The organism is Arthrobacter sp. AG1021 (assembly GCF_003633665.1).
GTDB lineage: Bacteria > Actinomycetota > Actinomycetes > Actinomycetales > Micrococcaceae > Glutamicibacter > Glutamicibacter soli.
The window spans coordinates 370,013-389,580 of the sequence record NZ_RBLB01000007.1 but is presented as its reverse complement, the minus strand read 5'-3'; the positions used below and the strand labels follow the sequence as shown (position 1 = coordinate 389,580).

Sequence of the window (19,568 nt, the reverse complement as noted above, 5' to 3'; positions counted from 1 at the left end):
AATGGCGGATACGCTAAACGGCATGGACTTGGAACTTGATGGAAAAATTGTGCTGGTTGTCGGCGGGACTGGGCTGATCGGCTCCGCGGTGGCCCGCTGCCTGCGGGCCGAGGGAGCGATCGCCATCAGCGCCGCACGTTCTGCCAGCACGGACCTGCAGCTGGATGCAAGCGATGAGCACTCGGTTCAGCGTGGCATCGCGCAGGTGATGGACATGCATGGACGGATCGACGGCTTAGTGCATGCCGCCGCACCCAGCGCCAGGACACTGGATCCGGCCGGGAACTCCGACCCGGCCCGTGTCATGGAAGCGGTGCAGGGAAAGGCTCTGGGGTTCTTGCGCATGGCCAACGCGGTGCTGCCGCATATGCGGGTAGCCGGCGCCGGACGGATTGTCGGGGTCTCCGGCCAGAATGCACTGGTGACCGGAAATATCGCAGGTTCGGTGCGCAACGGGGCGCTGATCACCATTGCGAAGCACCTGGCCGATGAGCATGCGGGGACAGGGATCGGCATCAATACCGTAAGCCCGGGAATCGTCAGCGAGCATCCGGCGACCTCGGTAGCGCCTGGCGGTTTCGGCGATACTACGCCGACGCAGGTCGCCGAGGTGATCGCTTTCCTGCTCTCGCCGCGGGCCGCGGGGCTCAGCGGTGAATCGATGGCGATCGGCCACCGGGTGCGCGGCGTTGTGTCGTTGTAGCAGCGAAAGCGGTCGTTTTTGGTGTCCCATAAGCCGAACCTTCTGTGGGACAACGTGAGTTGCCTATTCGTAGAGCGACGCTTTGGACTAAAAACACCTGATTGAGGTGACTGCCGTTCACTTCGCATCGTGGCAAAGAATTGATAAGGATGAGAAGATAAACCGCATGGCATTTCAGCTTGAATATATGCAAGACCCAGAGGCAGTCCGCCGCATCTTGAAAGCATTGCCGGAATGGTTCGGAGATCCGGAAGCGATCGAACAGTACGTTGTAGATGCAGGAAACGACGATTATCTGAGTATCGTCGCTCGCCAATCCGGAACCACGATTGGCGTGGCCCTTATCCGTCGACACTTCCCCGAGTCCGCAGAATTACACCTCGTCGCTTTGTCCCCCGAAGCTAGAGGTAAAGGAGCCGGACGGGCACTTATCGATAGGGTGGCAGCTGACCTTGCCAACGACGGGTGCGCATTGCTCTCCGTTCACACTGTCGGTCCGTCCTTCGATAGCGAGTCATACGCCGAAACTCGGGCATTTTACCGAGCTACCGATTTTTATCCTCTGGAAGAGCACCACAACCTCGACTGGGCGGGACCGACGCTTATTCTTGTCCGGCGGCTAGCATCAGTTTCATAAGACGAACCCTCTGCAGGACGAATATGAACGAGCAACCGCGGATTCGCAGAGCCCAGCCATGACTTGGCGATGACCGGACAATTGCGGCTAGGCGCCAAGGGCCAAATTCGGGTGCCCACCCGCTATTCATGGTCTACATTAGAACGACAGTTGACCCTGAACGCGTGAGGACACCACCGAATGAGAACATCAACGCTGGCCTCCTACCTCAGTACCGTTGACCACGGGAATCTGATTTACAACAGATACAGCGCCATCGACTTAAAGAACTTGGCCGAGCTAGGACCGCTGTGGTCTGTGGGTGTGTTTTACGCAAAGGTAACGAGCCTTCCGGCTGGATACGACTGGTCCCCGGTGACAGCCGTTGGGTTTCGGTGGCATGAATGTTGGGTCCCGGTGCTCCGGCAACCCCAGATCAACGACATCTGGATTTTCAACGCGACGCAGGATGCACTATCGACGCTGGACAGGAAGCTCACTAACAAAGACGCCCCTGGCGTGCTTGAGTTAGTCAGGCCTCGAATCTCGGCCGGTGATTCCTGGTTCATGCCATACTTTGAAGCTGACCGCGTTGGGATAGTGAGGTGTCCAGAGGTCGATTTTGCCGGAGCTGGAGCCTTTGGCCGCATTGAACGTCTGGAGTTCTCGGAGGTTTCGAGGGTGCGAAATCTCGCCCACTTCTCCGACCAAGGAGAACTGAACCTCCTGGTCCTCGATAACATCGAAATTCCGGATCCCGAAACTTTCTGGGACATTCAAGCCCAACGCATCGTCGTGAGGGGATACGGCAAGAACCTTCGGTGGTTGTACAAGATTTGGCCCGATCGACCTGATGATTGGGCTGATCGGGTCCGTCTCGGTGAAAGACTGGCTGCCGATCTAGACCCTGAGGGAAGCTCGGGGGATCTATTTGAGGGCTACTGCGGACCTGTTGTCGAAGGGGACTTTTCCGCTCAGGAGGCCGATATCGAAGCCACCGCGGTTGCACGCGAAGAAATCACTGAGCAGAGGTTCTGGCACATCATCGGCCGGGCACGGGAATCCTGTGACGGGGATGCTGAGGGTCTGGCCGAGGCACTGCGCGAAGAACTGCGCCAATCCACCCAGCAGGAGATCGTGGCCTTCGACCGGCTGTTCGCCCTCAAGACCCATGCCTTGTACTCCTGGGAGCTGTGGGGTGTGGCGTACTTGCTGCTAGGTGGATGCGGCGACGATGAATTCACCGACGTGCGCACTTGGGTCGTGGCGCAGGGTCGGGACTTTTACCACTCCTGTCTCGCGGATCCGACGCTGCTGGGCAACGGGCAACTCAAGGACTCGGCCGTGGTGATGGACGCGGAAGAGATTCGATACATCCCCGAGGAGATCTTCATGGAGATGACCGGAACCTCAATCGAGGAGCAATATCGCGACCAGCCCTCGGCATCGATGGCAGGGCAGGCCCCGGCTGGGATGCCCTGGGATGAGTACATTGGAGGGCTCGAAGCCCGATTCCCGCATATCCGTGCGCTTGAAGGATTGTGACTGCAGTTGACAGCTCTGGGAGGGCAGTTGATTCACCCGTCCGATAGCGGTTTCCGTGTCCCGCAGTCCAACCCTCTATGGGGCGAGAACTGTGCTTGTGCGGCATGGACATGAATGGCTGTAGCCTTGTGGGTACGACCGAGGCTTGGGTCGAAAGAAACCCGGTTACCGGCATGAAAATTGAAGGGCAACTATGAATACTGACCAGCAGCCTGAGCCTCCTAGCCCGCCCCATTTGGATAGAGAAAAAGTAGTTGAGCTAGTTTCCTACGCAGAGCGTAACGTCTTGCTGTTGCAGTGGGAGGAGCGCGAGCTCCGTAGGCTGAATCGCGATTCTTCAGATCTGTTGCCGATCATCCAGGGCTGGGAATTCATGTCCATTGCTCTTCGAGAATCCTACGATTTAGAAGAAACCGATTTTCCTCGGTAGATCTCGTAGCCCTGTTCCAATTCGGCAGATTTAGATGCTGGGTGACCTCTAAAGTTCGATTTCATGTCCATAAGAGGAACGCTAAGCGGGAACGCCGTTAAGGGATGGGGTGAACCTGTCCCCGCATTGAAGCCCCTGCCATGGTGCTCAATTCCCATCGCGCGCGTGTACAGGTTCTAGCGGCCCGAGTCTTTGTCATTGCGACTGCGTCGAATGAAAAACAGGGTCAGGGCAGTTACCGAAACGGCCAACAGGATCCAGACGGGAATTAGCCTTGCCCAAGTGGGAGCCTCGACCAGTATCAGGACTACGTTTGCAGCTGCGAAGGCAAGCAGAAAAAGCCCAAACGGCCACCACTTGATGGGTTTTCGCTGATGAGAATCCATAGCTAGTCCTGTCGATTTCGGAGGTCGAAAGTTGAATTCCTGGTGAGGACGGTTCTGGCTCAGACTGTAGCAGCTGCTCTGAATAGAAATGTCTCCCACAGCCTGTGCGTCGTTTTTTTATTTGTCACTGTTAGTCGTATGCCAGCAAGGAACCCCACCGAGTAGCTTCGTAGACGGTTGGGCAGGCTTCAACCTCGGTTGCACAAATGGCCCTGCGGCCGAGGCGGCGGGAAATTAGCGCGCGTCGACGAGAGAGTGCAGGGAACGCTTCGAGATATGGAGAAAGCAAAGGGTAGTAAGTACGCTCCCAAAGAGCAAAGCTAATGACAAGAGGTAGAAGAATCCCGTGTTGGTGGCAATGAATTGAACAAGGGGGTTTGGATTTCCAACTACATACCCCCCCATACGGGAACACCCACCCTGACTAAGTGTCAGTTTCCGAAGTCGTCAGCACTTCTGTCCACAGTCCTCAGCACTGAGCCGCACCGCCCGCAAGCGGAACGCTCTACGGGACACAGTTTAAGATACTGAAATAATTGGGCCGGCGGGTCGACGAAGCCAGAGTGTAGTGAACCCCTCGGCCATGCCTTCTTCGAAATCAAATTTGAAGCCACGTCGTTCGTAAAATGCTTGGGCTGTCGAATTTCCTTTCACAAATTCGATCCTTACATCGTGTGCGGGACCGATAGCAGTAAGAGCTGTGTTCATCAGTTCTGTGCCGATTCCGCAACCGTGGGCTTTCGGCACAACATAGATTTTCCATATGACAGGTTCGCCCTCAAACTGCCCTACAGTGAGAGTGCCCACAGCTTCGCCATTCTGAAAAGCAATGTACGTCGTATCATCGGCAATAGAAGCGCTTACCGAGTCGTGTGACCACCAAGTATTGAGGTTATCCATTACGAAATCTGGACTCGTAAAACTAAGATAGGTAGCTGGCCACGTAATAATCCCAATTGACCGGATGGTCGGCACATCATTAACGTTTGCTGGGCGAATCGATATGCTATTCATGACCCCAAACCTATCGGAGTATAGGTTGTTTATGGGGAATCTCAATGAAACACAAACGCCCCTGCTTGCCATTCCCTCAATTCCGATTCCACGGCACGTCGAAATAGCGCACTCTGCACCGCCTGTTGAGGAACTTGCGAGCGTTCTCCTTCGAAGCTGGAACAGTTGCGTCGTTCCGTAGGGGGTCTGTCCAGATTCGCGTTCCTGACCGTTCCGTAAGCCGGTCCTCATTCGGGACATAAGTCTTGTTGGCTTGGCATATTTTCGAATCTCCGGGTTTCCAAAGATTTCAGATTCCCGTATACCCCGCCCACAAAAATGCCCGGTGAAGGTGCCTTATGCGGATATCAAAGTTGGTGGGTTTTGGATGGGATCCAGTACAAACATGTCGTAGCTTATTTGCTGGAAATGCATTGGCCATTGACTATTTCGCTCGGCTGATTTCGACCGATTCTGCTTCAAGCGTGAAGTCAGTTTGCTCGGATTTCTTGCCATTTGCTTGAGCCGTCACAGTGTGCACTCCGGGGTAGTACTTGCGTGTCGTAATGGGCCTGAACGAATGGGTTTTGCCCAGGGTGACAGTCTCGCCTGGCCCGATTTTCCGTGTGGCAAGTTTGAATGTCTTGGCCCCATGGGAGCCATTCGCCCTCAGGAAGCCGACGCTGTAATCGATGGCAACGTTGGCTTCAGTGCCACCATGGTTCGTGACCTGTGTGCTGAATGCGATCTCACCGTTCCAGGGGATGCGGTCGCTGGCAAGCAGCGGCGCGGAGATCGAAAGATCGTCACCGGAAAAACCGAGGAGGGACAACGCTTCGGGGTGGCCCTGCTTGGCCAGTGTTCGCAATCCGTGCCGAAGCACCCACGCGGTGTTTTCGTCGGCGTTGCCAGCCCATGCGGTGGCCGTCTCGATGAGGGCTCCCGGATCAACCCGGCTGAGGTCATTGAGGTGGTTCGCGACCGATCGGCGAACGTATTCCGCGGGATCCCGGTAGCTGGCGTCGAGAATGGCGCGGGTCTCCCTGGGGTTGGCAACGAGCCAGGGGACACGTTTTGCCCAAGGAAGGTACACACGAGTCCCTTCGGTGGCCAGACGGCGAACGTGTTCGTTCTCGTGCTGTGTCCAGTCTTGCGCGTGCTGGAGCGCCCGTTCTGGCCGGTCGATAATCATCGCGCGGATCGCGAATTCGCAGGTCAGTCTGTCGGTCAGCAGGGCAAGGGTTTCCATGGCCGCATCGAAGTCTTCGATAGTTCCGGAATCAAGTGCCTTAGCGGTGATGAGCTCGGAAACTGGCCAGATCATCCATCCTGTGAGCAAGGGGTCGCTGAGCGCCTCGTGGATGATTGTCCTGGTGCTGGAGAAGTCCGCGGGAAGGTCTTTCAGCAAGGCGTTCCGGACGATATCAACTCGGTCCCGCAGACGCATGCCTGCGATGCGTCCCGCTGAATCATGGAGATGGTCCAGTCCGCTTCCGGGTGCAACGTCTTGCAGCGAAGTGCGCAATTGCGCAATCACGGTTGGGTTGATGAGTTCGTCCATGGATCCCATAGGTTGTCCTTCAAGTCCGCTTGCTAGGGGTGAGCTGCTTGGCCCGTCAGACGGCTGGCGGGCCGGAACGATCGAGGGGAATAAATTCGGGGTATTTCGTCTGCTTCCCGGCAGAGGCGGCGTACCACGCTTTGGCGATCAAAGACAGAAGCCTCCTGACTGTCGAATCGAGTGCCGGATTCAGCCAAGCCGTGAATACATGTACATGTCCTTACGTTCTCCACCAATTTCTTCCCAACTGCGCAGCAGACCTTCTCGCATGTAGCCGCAGTGCTCGGCTGTCTTCCATGAGCCTTCGTTCCAGGGCTCGACATAAAGTTCCAAACGATGAATATCTGGCAGCCCGAGCCCCCATCGAGAGATCGATTCCAAGGCAGCAGAGGCAATTCCTCGGTTGCGGTGCGACGGACCAACCCAATAGCCGATGCTGGCTCGGCCATGATTGGAGTTTTTCAGCCATAGTCCGATCTGGCCCAGCGCCTGATCCGAGTCTGCATCCGCGATGGCAAAAGAGTAGCCTGATCGTTCAACGAGTCGGTGGTGCTGCCGATCGATGAACTCGCTGATTTCTTTCCGAGTACCGTTGCAGGGAACTGTTGTGATCAGTGGAATCAGCGGATCAGAGGAAGCATCTTGAATCAACGGTGCGTCCCCTGCGTTAAACGGGCGAAGACGATAGCCGCAAGCATCTATGACAGGCTGAATCAACGGGTCCATCTTGAAAGACTAACTGGTCGATGGGGCTACTGGTTCCGCGAATCTTGCGGTGCGGCTCACAGATCATGCCTCGGGATGGAAACCAGTCGGCAGCATTTTCAACACATCATGGTTGGCAGGTCGATTGCACAAACGGGATCCGAGAGCCGAAAAGCCATTCGAAACTGACGGGATCGGCCTTGCCGCAGAGGAATGCTTCGAGGGATCAAGTTCCAGCTCAATGGGTCGTTTTCCCATGCCAATCGGTATGCGCCAACTGGGATTCGTACGCGACCAGCGCGCCGCAGGCATCGCAAACCGGCATCTGGATACCCCTGCCGCTCTGCGAGTACCCGTCATGGAGAGGCACGGAATCCAGGCCCAAAAATTCTCGAACACTTGATTTGATTCTCACGCTTCAAACCTAATGCACTGCACTGTAGCTCTCAGGAATTTGCGTGACGGTCAGGGCGGGATAGTCGATCCCCGCAATGCAATGAACAAGAATGACGCTAGACCGCAACCGGAAGGAAATACAACGTTGTCGGATCTGTGTCTCGAAGAGCGCCTGCTGCTTTTACACGGAGGTGAACCAGAAGGCTGCGACAAACTACCAATCGGATTTCATGAAGTTGGTAGGCGGGCAAGACATGTTGAGAATCCGCCTTCTGCAAGCTTGCCGCGAAGCAAAAGCAAAGCGATGGCTACCATCGAACGGTTGTCGAGCCTCACAATGGTTCTCAACTTTTCGCGTTCGGGGTAGCCATCGCTGCCCGAGCTAGGCCCGGCAAGTATTGATCAAGCTGGCTTCGGGATCAGCCGACGATCTCGGAGAGTTCAAGCCAGCGTTCTTCCAGCTCGTCAACCTGGTCCTGCAGTTCGCTGATCTCTGCGGTTAGCTTGCCCAGCCCCTCGTAATCCGACTGGTCATGGCCGGCCATCTTCTCGTGGATCTTGGCGATCTTGTCCTGCAGCTGGCCGACCTTACGCTCGTTGGCGTTCAGTTCCTTCTGTGCGGCGCGCAACTCGGCGCCACTGGGGCCCGCGGGCTTGGCCTGCTCGGTGCCGGATGACTGGGTGGGGTTGGAGCCCGACCCGGTACCCTGCGCGCTGCGCAGTGCCAGGTACTCGTCCACGCCGCCCGGGACGTGGCGGAAGTTCCCATCCAGGATCGCGTATTGCTGGTCGGTAACGCGCTCCAGCAGGTATCGGTCGTGCGACACCACGATCAGCGTGCCCGGCCAGGAGTCCAGCAGGTCTTCCAATGCTGCGAGCATGTCGGTGTCGACGTCGTTGGTCGGCTCATCGAGGATCATGACGTTCGGCTCGTCCATCAGGATCATCAGCAGCTGCAGTCGGCGACGCTGGCCGCCGGAGAGCTCGCGGACCTTGGTGGACAGGTGCGCGGAGGAGAAGCCCAGGCGTTCAAGCAGCTGGGCAGGGGTCAGGTCCTTGCCGTCCACGTTGAAAGTGGTGCGGAAACGGCCGAGCACCTCGCGGACCAGGTCCTCGCCGATCTGGTCAAGTTCGCGGAACTGCTGGTCCAGCACTGCCAGCTTCACGGTCTTGCCGCGCTTGATCTTGCCGCTGGAGGGCTCCACGGTGCCTGCAATCAGACCCAGCAGGGTGGACTTGCCCGCACCGTTGGCACCCAGCAGGCCGGTGCGCTCGCCGGGGCCGATGCGCCAGGTGAGGGGCTTGAGGATCTGCTTCGATCCGAAGGACACCGAGGTGTCCAGCAGGTCGATGACGTCCTTGCCCAACCGGCTGGTGGCCATGCGCTTGAGTTCCAGCGGGTTGCGCACCGGCGGTACGTCGGCGATGAGCTGGTTGGCGGCCTCGATGCGGAACTTCGGCTTGGCGGTACGGGCCGGTGCGCCGCGGCGCAGCCAGGCCAGTTCCTTCTTCATCATGTTCTGGCGCTTGGATTCGGTGACCGCTGCGATGCGGTCGCGTTCCACACGCTGCAGCACGTAGGCCGCGTAGCCGCCTTCGAAGGGCTCGACGATGCCGTCATGCACCTCCCAGGTGGTGGTGCAGACCGCGTCGAGGAACCAGCGGTCGTGGGTGACGACCATCAGCCCGCCGGAGTTCTTGGACCAGCGGTTGTTGATGTGCTCGGCCAGCCAGGAGATGCCTTCGACGTCCAGGTGGTTGGTCGGCTCGTCGAGGATCACAACGTCCCAGTCCTGCACCAGCAGGGCTGCCAAAGCCACGCGGCGGCGCTGGCCGCCGGAGAGCGTGCCCACTGTTGCTTCCCAGTCCAGGTCTGCGACCAGGCCGGAGATGATGCCGCGGGTACGGGCGTCGCCGGCCCATTCATGGTCGGCCATGTCGCCCACTACGGCGTAATGGATGGTCGAGTCCGAGTCCAGGGTGTCGCTCTGGTCCAGGACTCCCACGCGCAGGCCGTTGCGCTGGGTCACGCGTCCTGAATTAGGCTCGATCTTGCCCGAGAGCATGCCAAGCAGCGAGGACTTGCCTTCGCCGTTGCGTCCAACGAGTCCGATGCGGTCGCCGTCGGAAATGCCGATGGTCACCGAGTCAAAAACGACGTGGGTTGGATATTCCAGATGCAGGGCTTCGCCCCCGAGTAGATGTGCCACGTCTCCAGTTTACTTTCCGGGGCAAATCGAGACGCCAAACTGTGGGGGAACAGCCATATTCCAAAGTTGCCTCCGCACCGCGTGTGGAATAAAGCAGAGAATAAAAGTGAGTCTCAATACGGTGTTTTGCGATTTCACACAGCACCGCAGGACATGGCAGAATACATAGCGTGCTTGGCTGGTTTACCTGCTGACCACATTTTCCGCCCTGGTGTAATGGCAACACGCCAGCCTTTGGAGCTGTGCATTCTAGGTTCGAATCCTAGGGGCGGAACAACTTTCCAAGCGCCGCCGCCGCGGCGCTTTCTTGGTATCAAAGTTCGGTTGCCCCCAATCTGCGCGATAGACTGGATCAGGGGTTTTTCTTCACTGCCCAAAACCCCGAAGCGACCCGCAGGAGAAAAGCAACTTGAGCGATCAGGTCAACGCACCAGTAGCCGTTATCGTCCTCGCCGCCGGCGCAGGCACCCGAATGAAATCGGCGAAGCCGAAAATCATGCATGAAATCGCAGGTCGCTCCATGGTTTCCCATGCGTTGCATGCGGCCTCTGCGCTCGAACCCCTGAACCTCGTTGCGGTTGTCCGCCACCAGCGCGATCTGGTCGCCGAGCACATCCTGAACCAGTTCCCGAACATCACCATCGCGGACCAGGACGACGTGCCGGGCACCGGCCGCGCAGTGCAGCAGGGCCTCGAAGCCATCGACCCGCAACTTGAGGGCACCGTCGTGGTGACCTACGGCGATGTGCCATTGCTCACCAGCGAGGTGCTGCAGGAACTGGTCGCCACCCATGAGTCCAACGGCAACTCGGTAACCGTGCTGACCACCGAGCTGGACGATCCTTCCGGCTACGGCCGCATCCTGCGCGACGCGAACGGGGACGTCTCCGGCATCCGCGAGCAGAAGGACGCCTCGCCTGAGGAACTGGCAGTCAAGGAAATCAACTCCGGCATCTACGCCTTCGACGCGCAGATGCTGCGTTCGGCACTGACCGAAGTCACCACCGACAACGCGCAGGGCGAAATGTACCTGACCGACGTGCTGGCCATCGCCCGCTCCCACGGCGGCCGCGTGGCCTCCTCTCGGATCGAGGACCGCTGGCAGATCGAGGGCGCCAACGACCGCGTGCAGGTCTCCAACCTGGCCCGCATCTACAACCAGCGCAAGAACGAATTCTGGATGCGCCAGGGTGTCACCATCGTTGACCCTGCCACCACCTGGATCGACGCCGAGGTCATGATCGGCCAGGATGCCACCCTCAAGCCGGGAACCCAGCTGCACGGCGAAACCATCATCGGCGCTAATGCGACGGTCGGCCCGGACACCACCTTGACCAACGTCGTGGTTGGCCAGGGCGCAACCGTCAAGCGCAGCGACGCGACCGACTCGCGTATCGCCGACGGCGCGTCCGTGGGACCATTCGCCTACCTGCGTCCGGGCACCGACCTGGGGGCCGACGGCAAGATCGGCGCCTTCTACGAAACCAAGAACGTGACCATTGGTCGCGGCTCCAAGCTCTCGCACCTTGGCTATGCCGGGGATGCTGAAATCGGTGAGTTCACCAACATCGGTTGTGGCAACATCACCGCCAACTACGACGGCGAAAAGAAGCACCGGACCAAGATCGGTTCGCACGTGCGCACCAGCTCGAATACCGTGTTCGTCGCCCCGGTTGAAATCGGGGACGGGGCCTACACCGGTGCCGGTGCAGTCGTCCGCAAGAATGTCCCGGCCGGTGCCCTGGCGCTGTCCGTGGCCCCGCAGCGCAACACCGAGGGATGGACGTTGGAAAAGCGTCCGGGTACCTCTTCGGCAGACGCCGCGTTCAAGTCCTCGCTGAACACCTCGGCCTCCGAGTAGTTCCGCGACGGATTTTATTTCCTCAGTACACCTCATACGTGATAGCGAAGCGAGCGAGAAAGCATAACAATGAGTGAAATCCGCCATAACGTCAACAAAGAGCTGGTGCTTGCCAGCGGACGTGCGCACCCGGAACTAGCTGACGAGGTGGCCAAGGCCCTCGATATCGAGAAGCTGCCACTAAATGCCTATGACTTCGCCAATGGCGAGATCTACGTGCGTTCGGACGAATCGGTCCGCGGCAAGGACGTGTTCCTGCTGCAGTCCTACCCGGCCCCGTTGAATAACTGGCTGATGGAACAGTTGATCATGATCGATTCGATGAAGCGCGCTTCCGCCCGCCGCATCACCGTCGTGGCGCCGTTCTACCCGTACGCCCGCCAGGACAAGAAGGGCCGCGGCCGTGAGCCGATTTCGGCACGTCTGGTTGCCGACTTGTTCAAGACCGCAGGCGCCGACCGCGTGATCTCCTGCGACCTGCACACCGCGCAGATCCAGGGCTTCTTCGACGGCCCGGTGGACCACCTGTTCGCCTTCCCGCTGCTGGCCGACTACATCAAGTCCAAGGTCGATGTGGCCAACGTGACCGTGGTTTCCCCTGATACCGGCCGCGTGCGCGTTGCCGAGCAGTGGGCAGAGCGCCTGGGCGGTGCCCCGCTGGCGTTCGTGCACAAGTCGCGTGACTTGACCGTGCCGAACCAGGCCGAGTCGAAGACCGTGGTGGGCCAGGTCAAGGGCCGCACCGCGATCCTGATCGACGACATGATCGACACCGGCGGAACCATCGCAGGCGCAGTGCGCGTGCTGAAGGAAGCCGGCGCCAAGGACGTCATCATCGCCGCAACCCACGCAGTCTTCTCGGATCCAGCCGCGCAGCGCCTGGCCGAGTGCGGGGCCACCGAGGTTGTTGTCACCAACACCCTGCCGATCCCTGAAGAGAAGCGCTTCGAGAACCTTACCGTTCTTTCGATCGCCCCGCTGCTCGCTCGCGCGATCTCCGAGGTCTTCCACGACGGTTCGGTCACGAACCTCTTCGACGGCCGCGCCTAGCAGCCCTCGTTTCGCAAGCTTTCGGCCGGCGCCCTTCGGGGGTGCCGGCCGAAAGCCGTTAAACAATTTGTTCCATGCAAATGTAAATGTCGTGTCGAACTGCGCCAGTCAACCGAACTGTCCGAAACAAAGGAGAGCGCCGAGAAGTAGGGCTTATCAGAATCAGATTAGATAGTTTAGGATCCAATGAATATTACTTTGTACCCGTGGATGATTACTGTCGGTGTAATTCTTTTTCTAACGCTTAAGACGTTGGTTCAAGGCCGCAAAGAGTTCAAGAAGTTTATTCCAGGATTGTGGCTTCTAGTAGGTTTCGTCCTGTGGGGTCCCGTTGGCATGTTGGGATGGACGTGGAAAATGGGAGAATCATATGAATATTTTTTCGATATCCCGTTTGCCCTGAACTTTGCACTAATCGTGTTTACACGGTTCGACCCGATGGGAGTCTTCTCAGGTGAAGAAGCCCTCGATGGAACCTGGTTAAAGAAAACAGTTGATGGCAAGTTCATCTACTGGATTATTGAGGGTTGGGTCTGGCTCGGGTTTGCGTTCGTCTTTTTTCCCCTAATGATGAGCATATTTAGAAGCTCATTATGACCACCAGTAGTTGTTTGCCGATCAATGGCGAGTTATTGTGCTCATCGCGGTTTTTACCGTTCCTGAGGAGCTCACTCCAAAATATGGCAGTTGCCTGCATGCTCAGACAACCGCCATCTTTTTGCTATGCTCCCTAGCTGGTGCCGGGACCGGTGACAGGCTGTCTGGGATACGTCATAGAGCGCCGGCCTCAGCCCAGGGTCGAGTCATCGGACAGCGTTTCCTGCAACGATTTCTCGATCAGTACGCGCAGGATCCCCTGATCCACCGACGAAAGCCGGGTCAGATAAAGGCAAGCTTTGCTGCTTCGGTGCTTGCCGAGCTTCTCCAGCAGCTCCGGCCAACGTTCGGCGAAGCCGGAAACCAGATAGATGGTGTGGTTGCTCGGCCCCGGTGCGAATGCCAGCAGCGGGGCGATGCCTCCGTGCCCCGAGTCGTAGCGGTACTCGTACTGGCCGAAACCCAGGATTCGCCCTGCCCAGACCACCGGCTCGGCGCCGGAGATCTCCTTGAACAGCGCAAGCAGCTCATCTGCCTCGGCGCGCCGGGGACCGGTTGCCCGGTCCAGCACCGGGGCGACCGGAAGATCGGAAGGGGACATTGCGGGCTGCTTGGTGGCCATGGGATTCCTTCCTGCACCGTAGGGTAGCTGCAGCTGGTTGCGGAGAACTGACTCAACGCTACCTGCAAGCTCCGCAGCCTACAGTGTTCTGGGCGACAGATTTTCGTACACGCGCCCCCGACTGCTAGAATTATTCACTGTGCCCAGGCGAGGGAACCACCAGCGATGGTGTGACCGTTATCGACAAGGCCGGAAAAGCTCTTTCATCTCCTAGATGTTGGTTGCTTCCCGAGTCCACGCAAGGGCCTAAACGAAGCAATCATTTCCTAAGGAGAATCATCATGGCATCTGTCAACCTTGACGCCGTTGTACGCACCGATTTCGGCAAGGGCGCTGCCCGCCAGGCCCGCCGCGCAGGCCAGATCCCAGCAGTCGTTTACGGTGCAGGCTCCGAGCCACAGCACGTTCTGCTGCCAGCACAGGCCACCACCCTGGCCGTTCGCGACCGCGGCGTTGAGCTGGTCCTGAACATCGAGGGCACCGAAGTGAAGACCACCATCAAGGACATCCAGATCCACGCGCTGAACCGCACCGTTGATCACCTGGACCTGCTGGTCGCTGCCTAAGCATTGCGATAAGGCATTTAGCTAAGCATCATGAGCAATGACACTTGGCTCGTAGCCGGGCTCGGGAATCCCGGGCCCGGCTACGCTGGCAATAGGCACAATATCGGGCAGATGGTGCTCGACGAGCTGGCCAACCGCGCCGGCTCGAAATTCAAGACCCACGCATCGCGCGCCCAGATCGTCCAGGGCCGCATGGGCGTGGGCGGTCCTCGCGTGGTCCTGGCCAAGCCGATGACCTACATGAACCTCTCCGGCGGCCCCGTGAGCAATCTGGCGAAGTTCTTCGGCATCGGGATTGAGAACCTGATCGTGGTTCACGATGAGATCGATATTCCGTTCGATACCATCAAGCTCAAGCGCGGCGGGGGAGAAGGAGGCCACAACGGCCTGCGCGACATCTCCAAGGCCATGGGCTCCAAGGACTACTTGCGCGTGCGCACCGGAGTGGGCCGCCCGCCCGGACGCATGGACACCGCCGACTGGGTCCTGCAGGACTTCTCGAAGTCCGAAAAGCAGGTGCTGCCATTCTTGATCGACAACGCGGCCGACGCGGTGGAGTTGTTGATGTCGCAGGGGCTGGAAGCAGCCCAGGGCAAGTTCCACACGGCCTGAAAACTTTCGGGAATGCTCCGGACCAACCGGTCCGGAGTTTTCCATATCCGCTGCAGTCCAGCGCAATTCAGCGCGGCCGGGGCACATGCCCTGAATGAGGAGAATTCTTCTCCGTTTCCCTGTTATTGTTTTTGAGCATATTAGTCTTCGCTGACCAGCAGGAAGTTATCAAGCAAAGCGAGTGATACCGGTGCCCTCACACCACACCCCTCAAGACCAGTCTCTGCAGCTCGAGCGCCGGAACAACGGTGGGCTGCCGCGGGGCGAGAACGGCTTGCCGCTGAACGGCGCCCAGGCCTTCAGCGAGTCCTCGGAGCGAGTCGTCGCCTACCTCAACGCGCATACCCCGCTGGCCGACTGGTCGGTGTCGCGCGTGGTGCACGGGGAGCAGGTCCACGTGCATGTCCATCAAGAACAACTGCTGAGTACCGGGGCGCGAATCGACTGGAACGAGTCGTTCTGCAGCCGCATGGCATCCGGTGCCGCTCATGTGGTGCGCGATTCCCGCGCCGACCCGGATTACTCGGACCTCGGCGCCTCCGAATATGTGGGGGCCTATGCGGGCTATACCATCAGCGACGACCGCGGCGAGATGTTCGGCGTGCTGTGCGGAGTCCGGCCCGAACCGCTGTCCGATGACGAGCAGCTCGACGAGCAGCTGTTGAACCTGCTCAGCGAGCTGCTGTCCACGCAGCTGGAGCTGGCGCGAGGCATCGACCGGGAACGGCGACGGATCGAGATGTCCGAGGCGCTGGCGAACACGGACGCGTTGACCGGCCTGCTCAACCGCCGTGGATGGGACGCCATCGTTGCCGATGCCCAAGAGCGGCTGGAGAGCTTCGGCGATGCCGTGGCAGTCGCCATTGTCGACCTCGACGGACTGAAGCAGGTTAATGACACCCTGGGGCACGCTGCAGGCGATGACCTGATCGTGCGTGCCGCCCGGACCTTGAGGGAAGCAGGCACGACCGCCTGCCATGTAGCCCGATATGGCGGGGACGAGTTCACGATCCTGGCCAACGGGGTTGTTCCGTCACAAGCCGCAACATTCTTCGAGACCTTCGACGCGGCGCTGGAGTCCGCCGGCATCGCGGCATCCTGCGGTTTCGCTGCGGCGGAGCCGGGACTGGCCAGCCTCGCGGACTGCTTGTCCACGGCGGATCGCATGATGTATCAGCGCAAGCACGGCGCGAGGTAGCTCCGGCATCCGGGCGAATTCGGGTCTCTCGGGCGACTGGCGCGGATTCCGCCTTCGTTATGGCTAGGGCCCTTCGAGACTTCAACTGGCACGTCTTTGAGGCGAAACTTACTAAGGACTAACTTAGGTGTGCAACGGGGTCCGGAGTGGAATAATTACCTAATGTACCTATTGCCTAATCGCATTGCAGCCGGATCTGACGGCGGAGTGCGCGGCGATTCATGACGAGAATTCGGAGGACCCGTGCACACCATGACTGGTCAGACTGGAACGGCCGAGGCGCTTACCGCCAACGAGGTGGCACGCATCAAGGCGGACTTCGAGATCCTTGAGCACCAGGTCAACGGTGCCGATATCGTGTACCTCGACTCAGGCGCCACGAGCCAGAAGCCGCGCTGCGTTTACGAGGCTGAACAGCACTACTACGAAAACGCCAACGCGGCGGTGCACCGCGGTGCGCACACCCTTGCCGTGGAGGCTACCGACCTTTTCGAACAGGGCCGCGAAACCGTGGCGAAGTTCATTGGCGCCAAGACCAACGAACTGGTCTGGACCTCGAATGCCACCGAAGCGCTGAACCTGATCAGCTACTCGATGTCCAACGCCTCGCTGGGACGCGGGGGAGAAGCCGCCGCGCGGTTCCGACTCGGCCCGGGCGACGAGATTCTCACTACTGAACTTGAGCATCACGCGAACCTGATCCCGTGGCAGGAGCTCGCCTTCCGCACCGGCGCGACCCTGCGCTACGTGCCGATCGCAGAGGATGGCTCGCTGCGCTACGACCTGATCGATTCGCTGGTCACCGAACGCACCAAGCTAGTGGCGTTCACCCATGTTTCGAACGTCTTGGGCACCATTACCGATACCCGTCGCTTCGTGGACGCCGCCCGGAAAGTCGGCGCCCTGACGGTGCTGGACGGCTGCCAGTCCGTTCCGCACCTTCCGGTGGACGTCAAGTCCCTGGACGTGGACTTCATGGCCTTCTCCGGGCACAAGATGCTCGGCCCGACCGGCATCGGCGGCCTCTATGGCCGTGAAGAGCTGCTCAACGCCATGCCGCCGTTCCTCACCGGTGGATCCATGATCACGGTGGTGGACATGGAGCACGCGGAATACCTTCCAGCTCCGCAGCGCTTCGAAGCCGGAACCCAGCGCATCTCCCAGGTCCATGGTCTCGCCACGGCCGCCAGCTACCTCGACGAGATCGGCATGGACCGCATCGCGGACTGGGAAGAGCACTTGGGTGAGCTGCTGTACCAGGGCCTGTCAGCCCTGGAAGGCGTGCGGGTCTTCGGCCCGGCCGATGCCAAGCGGATCGGCACCGTTCCCTTCGAGGTCATCGGAGTGCACCCGCACGACGTAGGCCAGTTCCTGGACTCGCGCGGCATCGCCGTGCGCGTTGGCCACCACTGCGCGCAGCCGCTGCACCGCGCCCTAGGTGTCACCGCGACCACCCGCGCCAGCACTTATCTGTACAACACCGAAGAAGACATCAAGGCCCTGATTGAGGCAGTCGCTTCGGTGCGTGAGTATTTTGGAGTCTAAAATGAACGAACTCGATCAGCTGTACCAGCAGGTCATCCTCGACCATTCAAAGCGCCGCATCGGTTCCCCGCTCGTGGAACCGGAGGGCGGCCACCGCCACGGTGAATCGCACCAGCACAACCCGATCTGCGGGGACCAGATCCGCGTGCGCGTGGAGCTGGAAGGCGAGAAGTTCACCGCCATGAGCTGGGAAGGCGACGGCTGTTCCATCTCCATGGCCTCAGCCTCCGTGCTCAGCGAAATGCTCCCGGAGCTGACCCGCGAAGAGTTCCTGGACAAGCTGGATCTCTTCCGGGAAATGATGCGCTCCAAGGGAACCATGACCCCTGATGAGGAGGTCCTGGAGGATGCGGTGGCCTTTGCCGGGGTGTCCAAGTTCCCTGCCCGCGTCAAGTGCGCCATGCTGGCCTGGGTGGCGGCAGAGGTCGCCATGCTGGAAGCAGCATAACAACACGCTGAGCCAAAAAAATCTCTGGTTCCGCCCGAGGGCGGAACCAGAGATTTTTCGCGTTGCAATCCAGTCAGGGACTAGTTGTCCTCACCCTGCTGGTAGACATCCGGGATGCCGTCCTTGTTGTCGTCGCGGGACTCGCGCGCCGCGATCTCCTTGTAGCGGCGGTTGCGCGGAATCAGCCACAGGGCGCCGAGGATGGCGGCGATGAACGAACCGGCCAGGATGGCCACTTTAGCGTGCTCGTAGTGCGCCGACTCCAGGCCGAAGGACAGCTCGGAGACCAGCAGCGAGACGGTGAAGCCGATACCTGCCAGCAGCGTCACGCCGAACAGGTCGCCCCACTTGGCGTCCTTGTCCAAGGATGCCTTGGTGAATTTGGTCAGCACCCAGGTCGAGCCCATGATGCCGATCGGCTTGCCCAGCACCAGGCCTAGTACGATGCCCCAGAAGACCGGGTCGGTCAGCAGCCCGCCGCTGCCTGATTCCGGGGAAATCACGGTCACGCCGGCGGCGAAGAACGCGAAGACCGGGATGCAGAAGCCAGAGGACAGCGGACGGAAACGGTGCTCGAACTGCTCGGCCAGGCCGATGCCTTCGCGTCCGTCGGTGCGCTTGACCGGGACGCAGAAGCCCAGGATCACGCCGGCGATGGTGGCGTGGATGCCGGATCCGAAGACGAAGATCCAGGTGACGATGCCCAGCGGCAGCAGGATGACCCAGGCGGCCCACAGGCGGGTGGCGAAGAACTTCGCCAAGGTGCGGGCCAGGACGGTGAACAGGATGATCGGAATCAGGGACAAGGCCAAGTAGGCCGGCTTCAGATCGTCGGTGAAGACGAACGCGATGATCACGATGGCGATCAAGTCGTCAACCACTGCAAGGGTCAGCAGGAAAATGCGCAGCGCGGTCGGCAGGGACGAACCGATGACTGCGAGCACCGCGACGGCAAAGGCGATATCCGTTGCCGTGGGGATGGCCCAGCCCTGCATCAGCTCGCTGCCGAAGCCTCCGGAGGCTGCAGCCACGATCACGAAGATGATGGCCGGGACGGCCACGCCGCCGAACGCCGCCGCCACGGGAACCGCGGCGGTCTTGACGTTGCGCAGGTCGCCGATGACGAATTCCTTCTTCAGCTCCAGACCGGTGAGGAAGAAGAACACTGCCAAGAGGGCATCGGCCGCCCAGTGGCCGATGGAAAGATTCAGGTCGACCCCGAAGAGGGTGGGGCCGAAATGGAAGTCGCGCAACGCGAAATAGGAATCGCGCATTGGGGTGTTGGCCCAGATCAGTGCCAGCACTGCGCCGACAATCAGGACCAGGCCGCCGACGGTCTCCTTGCGCAGGATGTCGCCGATGCGCACGGATTCGCTATAGCTCGGCCGGGAAAATAGGTTCTTTGGGGAACCCGAAGAGGGAGTGTTGGTCATGCGTTGTACTCGCTTACTTCGTTAAATGAACATTTCACGCCGACCAGACTTCCCGGCACACCGTATTCAACCCTAACGTAATTCACGTCCC

At 59.6% G+C, this 19,568-nt stretch carries 17 protein-coding genes, 1 tRNA gene and 1 pseudogene; 13 read left to right on the top strand and 6 right to left on the bottom strand.

What is annotated here, in order from left to right; translation table 11 throughout:
* Positions 1-22 precede the first annotated feature (22 nt).
* The 4 genes from DFO58_RS07285 to DFO58_RS07270 all read left to right on the top strand — a co-directional run bounded on the left by DFO58_RS07285 (position 23) and on the right by DFO58_RS07270 (position 3,294).
* Positions 23-703, top strand: coding sequence for an SDR family oxidoreductase (locus DFO58_RS07285; protein ID WP_120989925.1), 681 nt, complete (start codon positions 23-25; stop codon positions 701-703).
* Between the two features lie 106 nt (positions 704-809).
* Positions 810-1,340 carry a GNAT family N-acetyltransferase gene (locus tag DFO58_RS07280; RefSeq protein ID WP_220668533.1) on the top strand — a complete coding sequence of 177 codons (531 nt, stop codon included), beginning with the start codon at positions 810-812 and terminating at the stop codon, positions 1,338-1,340.
* Between the two features lie 180 nt (positions 1,341-1,520).
* Complete coding sequence (locus DFO58_RS07275) at positions 1,521-2,864, top strand: DUF4240 domain-containing protein (RefSeq protein ID WP_120989922.1); 1,344 nt, start codon at positions 1,521-1,523, stop codon at positions 2,862-2,864.
* A gap of 193 nt (positions 2,865-3,057) precedes the next feature.
* On the top strand, positions 3,058-3,294 hold the full coding sequence (locus DFO58_RS07270; RefSeq protein WP_047118475.1) for a hypothetical protein: 237 nt from the start codon (positions 3,058-3,060) through the stop codon (positions 3,292-3,294).
* A 905-nt stretch (positions 3,295-4,199) separates the two neighbouring features.
* Here DFO58_RS07270 and DFO58_RS07265 read toward each other — a convergent pair.
* From DFO58_RS07265 to DFO58_RS07250, 4 genes are all read right to left on the bottom strand, one after another.
* Entirely contained in the window at positions 4,200-4,694 is a 495-nt protein-coding gene (locus DFO58_RS07265; RefSeq protein WP_183043127.1) for a GNAT family N-acetyltransferase, read from the bottom strand.
* Between the two features lie 424 nt (positions 4,695-5,118).
* The gene (locus DFO58_RS07260; RefSeq protein ID WP_286163514.1) at positions 5,119-6,234 is read right to left on the bottom strand and encodes a DNA alkylation repair protein; all 1,116 of its coding nucleotides are present in this window, start codon (positions 6,232-6,234) and stop codon (positions 5,119-5,121) included.
* 189 nt (positions 6,235-6,423) lie between these two features.
* Positions 6,424-6,960, bottom strand: coding sequence for a GNAT family protein (locus DFO58_RS07255; protein WP_120989916.1), 537 nt, complete (start codon positions 6,958-6,960; stop codon positions 6,424-6,426).
* Positions 6,961-7,754: 794 nt separating this feature from the next.
* Positions 7,755-9,545: an ABC-F family ATP-binding cassette domain-containing protein gene (locus DFO58_RS07250; protein WP_120989914.1), complete on the bottom strand. Its 1,791-nt coding sequence runs from the start codon at positions 9,543-9,545 to the stop codon at positions 7,755-7,757.
* A gap of 202 nt (positions 9,546-9,747) precedes the next feature.
* On the opposite strand from DFO58_RS07250, the gene DFO58_RS07245 reads away from it, so the two are divergent.
* From DFO58_RS07245 to DFO58_RS07230, 4 genes are all read left to right on the top strand, one after another.
* Positions 9,748-9,819: transfer RNA gene (locus DFO58_RS07245), tRNA-Gln, on the top strand.
* 135 nt (positions 9,820-9,954) lie between these two features.
* Entirely contained in the window at positions 9,955-11,406 is a 1,452-nt protein-coding gene (glmU, locus tag DFO58_RS07240) for a bifunctional UDP-N-acetylglucosamine diphosphorylase/glucosamine-1-phosphate N-acetyltransferase GlmU (protein WP_120989912.1), read from the top strand.
* A 69-nt stretch (positions 11,407-11,475) separates the two neighbouring features.
* The gene (locus DFO58_RS07235) at positions 11,476-12,456 is read left to right on the top strand and encodes a ribose-phosphate diphosphokinase (RefSeq protein WP_047118482.1); all 981 of its coding nucleotides are present in this window, start codon (positions 11,476-11,478) and stop codon (positions 12,454-12,456) included.
* Positions 12,457-12,642: 186 nt separating this feature from the next.
* Positions 12,643-13,053 carry a hypothetical protein gene (locus tag DFO58_RS07230; RefSeq protein WP_120989909.1) on the top strand — a complete coding sequence of 137 codons (411 nt, stop codon included), beginning with the start codon at positions 12,643-12,645 and terminating at the stop codon, positions 13,051-13,053.
* 190 nt (positions 13,054-13,243) lie between these two features.
* Here DFO58_RS07230 and DFO58_RS07225 read toward each other — a convergent pair whose 3' ends face one another.
* The gene (locus tag DFO58_RS07225) at positions 13,244-13,675 is read right to left on the bottom strand and encodes a DUF1801 domain-containing protein (protein WP_120989908.1); all 432 of its coding nucleotides are present in this window, start codon (positions 13,673-13,675) and stop codon (positions 13,244-13,246) included.
* 281 nt (positions 13,676-13,956) lie between these two features.
* Here DFO58_RS07225 and DFO58_RS07220 point away from each other — a divergent pair.
* From DFO58_RS07220 to sufU, 5 genes and pseudogenes are all read left to right on the top strand, one after another.
* Positions 13,957-14,229, top strand: a pseudogene (locus DFO58_RS07220) (50S ribosomal protein L25); the annotation flags it as partial.
* A gap of 42 nt (positions 14,230-14,271) precedes the next feature.
* The gene (gene pth, locus DFO58_RS07215) at positions 14,272-14,853 is read left to right on the top strand and encodes an aminoacyl-tRNA hydrolase (protein ID WP_120989906.1); all 582 of its coding nucleotides are present in this window, start codon (positions 14,272-14,274) and stop codon (positions 14,851-14,853) included.
* Between the two features lie 190 nt (positions 14,854-15,043).
* Complete coding sequence (locus DFO58_RS07210; RefSeq protein ID WP_147407218.1) at positions 15,044-16,051, top strand: GGDEF domain-containing protein; 1,008 nt, start codon at positions 15,044-15,046, stop codon at positions 16,049-16,051.
* 252 nt (positions 16,052-16,303) lie between these two features.
* Complete coding sequence (locus DFO58_RS07205) at positions 16,304-17,596, top strand: SufS family cysteine desulfurase (protein ID WP_047118626.1); 1,293 nt, start codon at positions 16,304-16,306, stop codon at positions 17,594-17,596.
* Between the two features lies 1 nt (position 17,597).
* On the top strand, positions 17,598-18,044 hold the full coding sequence (gene sufU, locus DFO58_RS07200) for a Fe-S cluster assembly sulfur transfer protein SufU (protein ID WP_047118486.1): 447 nt from the start codon (positions 17,598-17,600) through the stop codon (positions 18,042-18,044).
* Between the two features lie 80 nt (positions 18,045-18,124).
* On the opposite strand, the gene nhaA is transcribed toward sufU, so the two are convergent.
* A complete protein-coding gene (gene nhaA / locus DFO58_RS07195) occupies positions 18,125-19,477 on the bottom strand; it encodes a Na+/H+ antiporter NhaA (RefSeq protein ID WP_053797534.1) in 1,353 nt (450 codons plus the stop codon).
* Positions 19,478-19,568 lie beyond the last annotated feature (91 nt).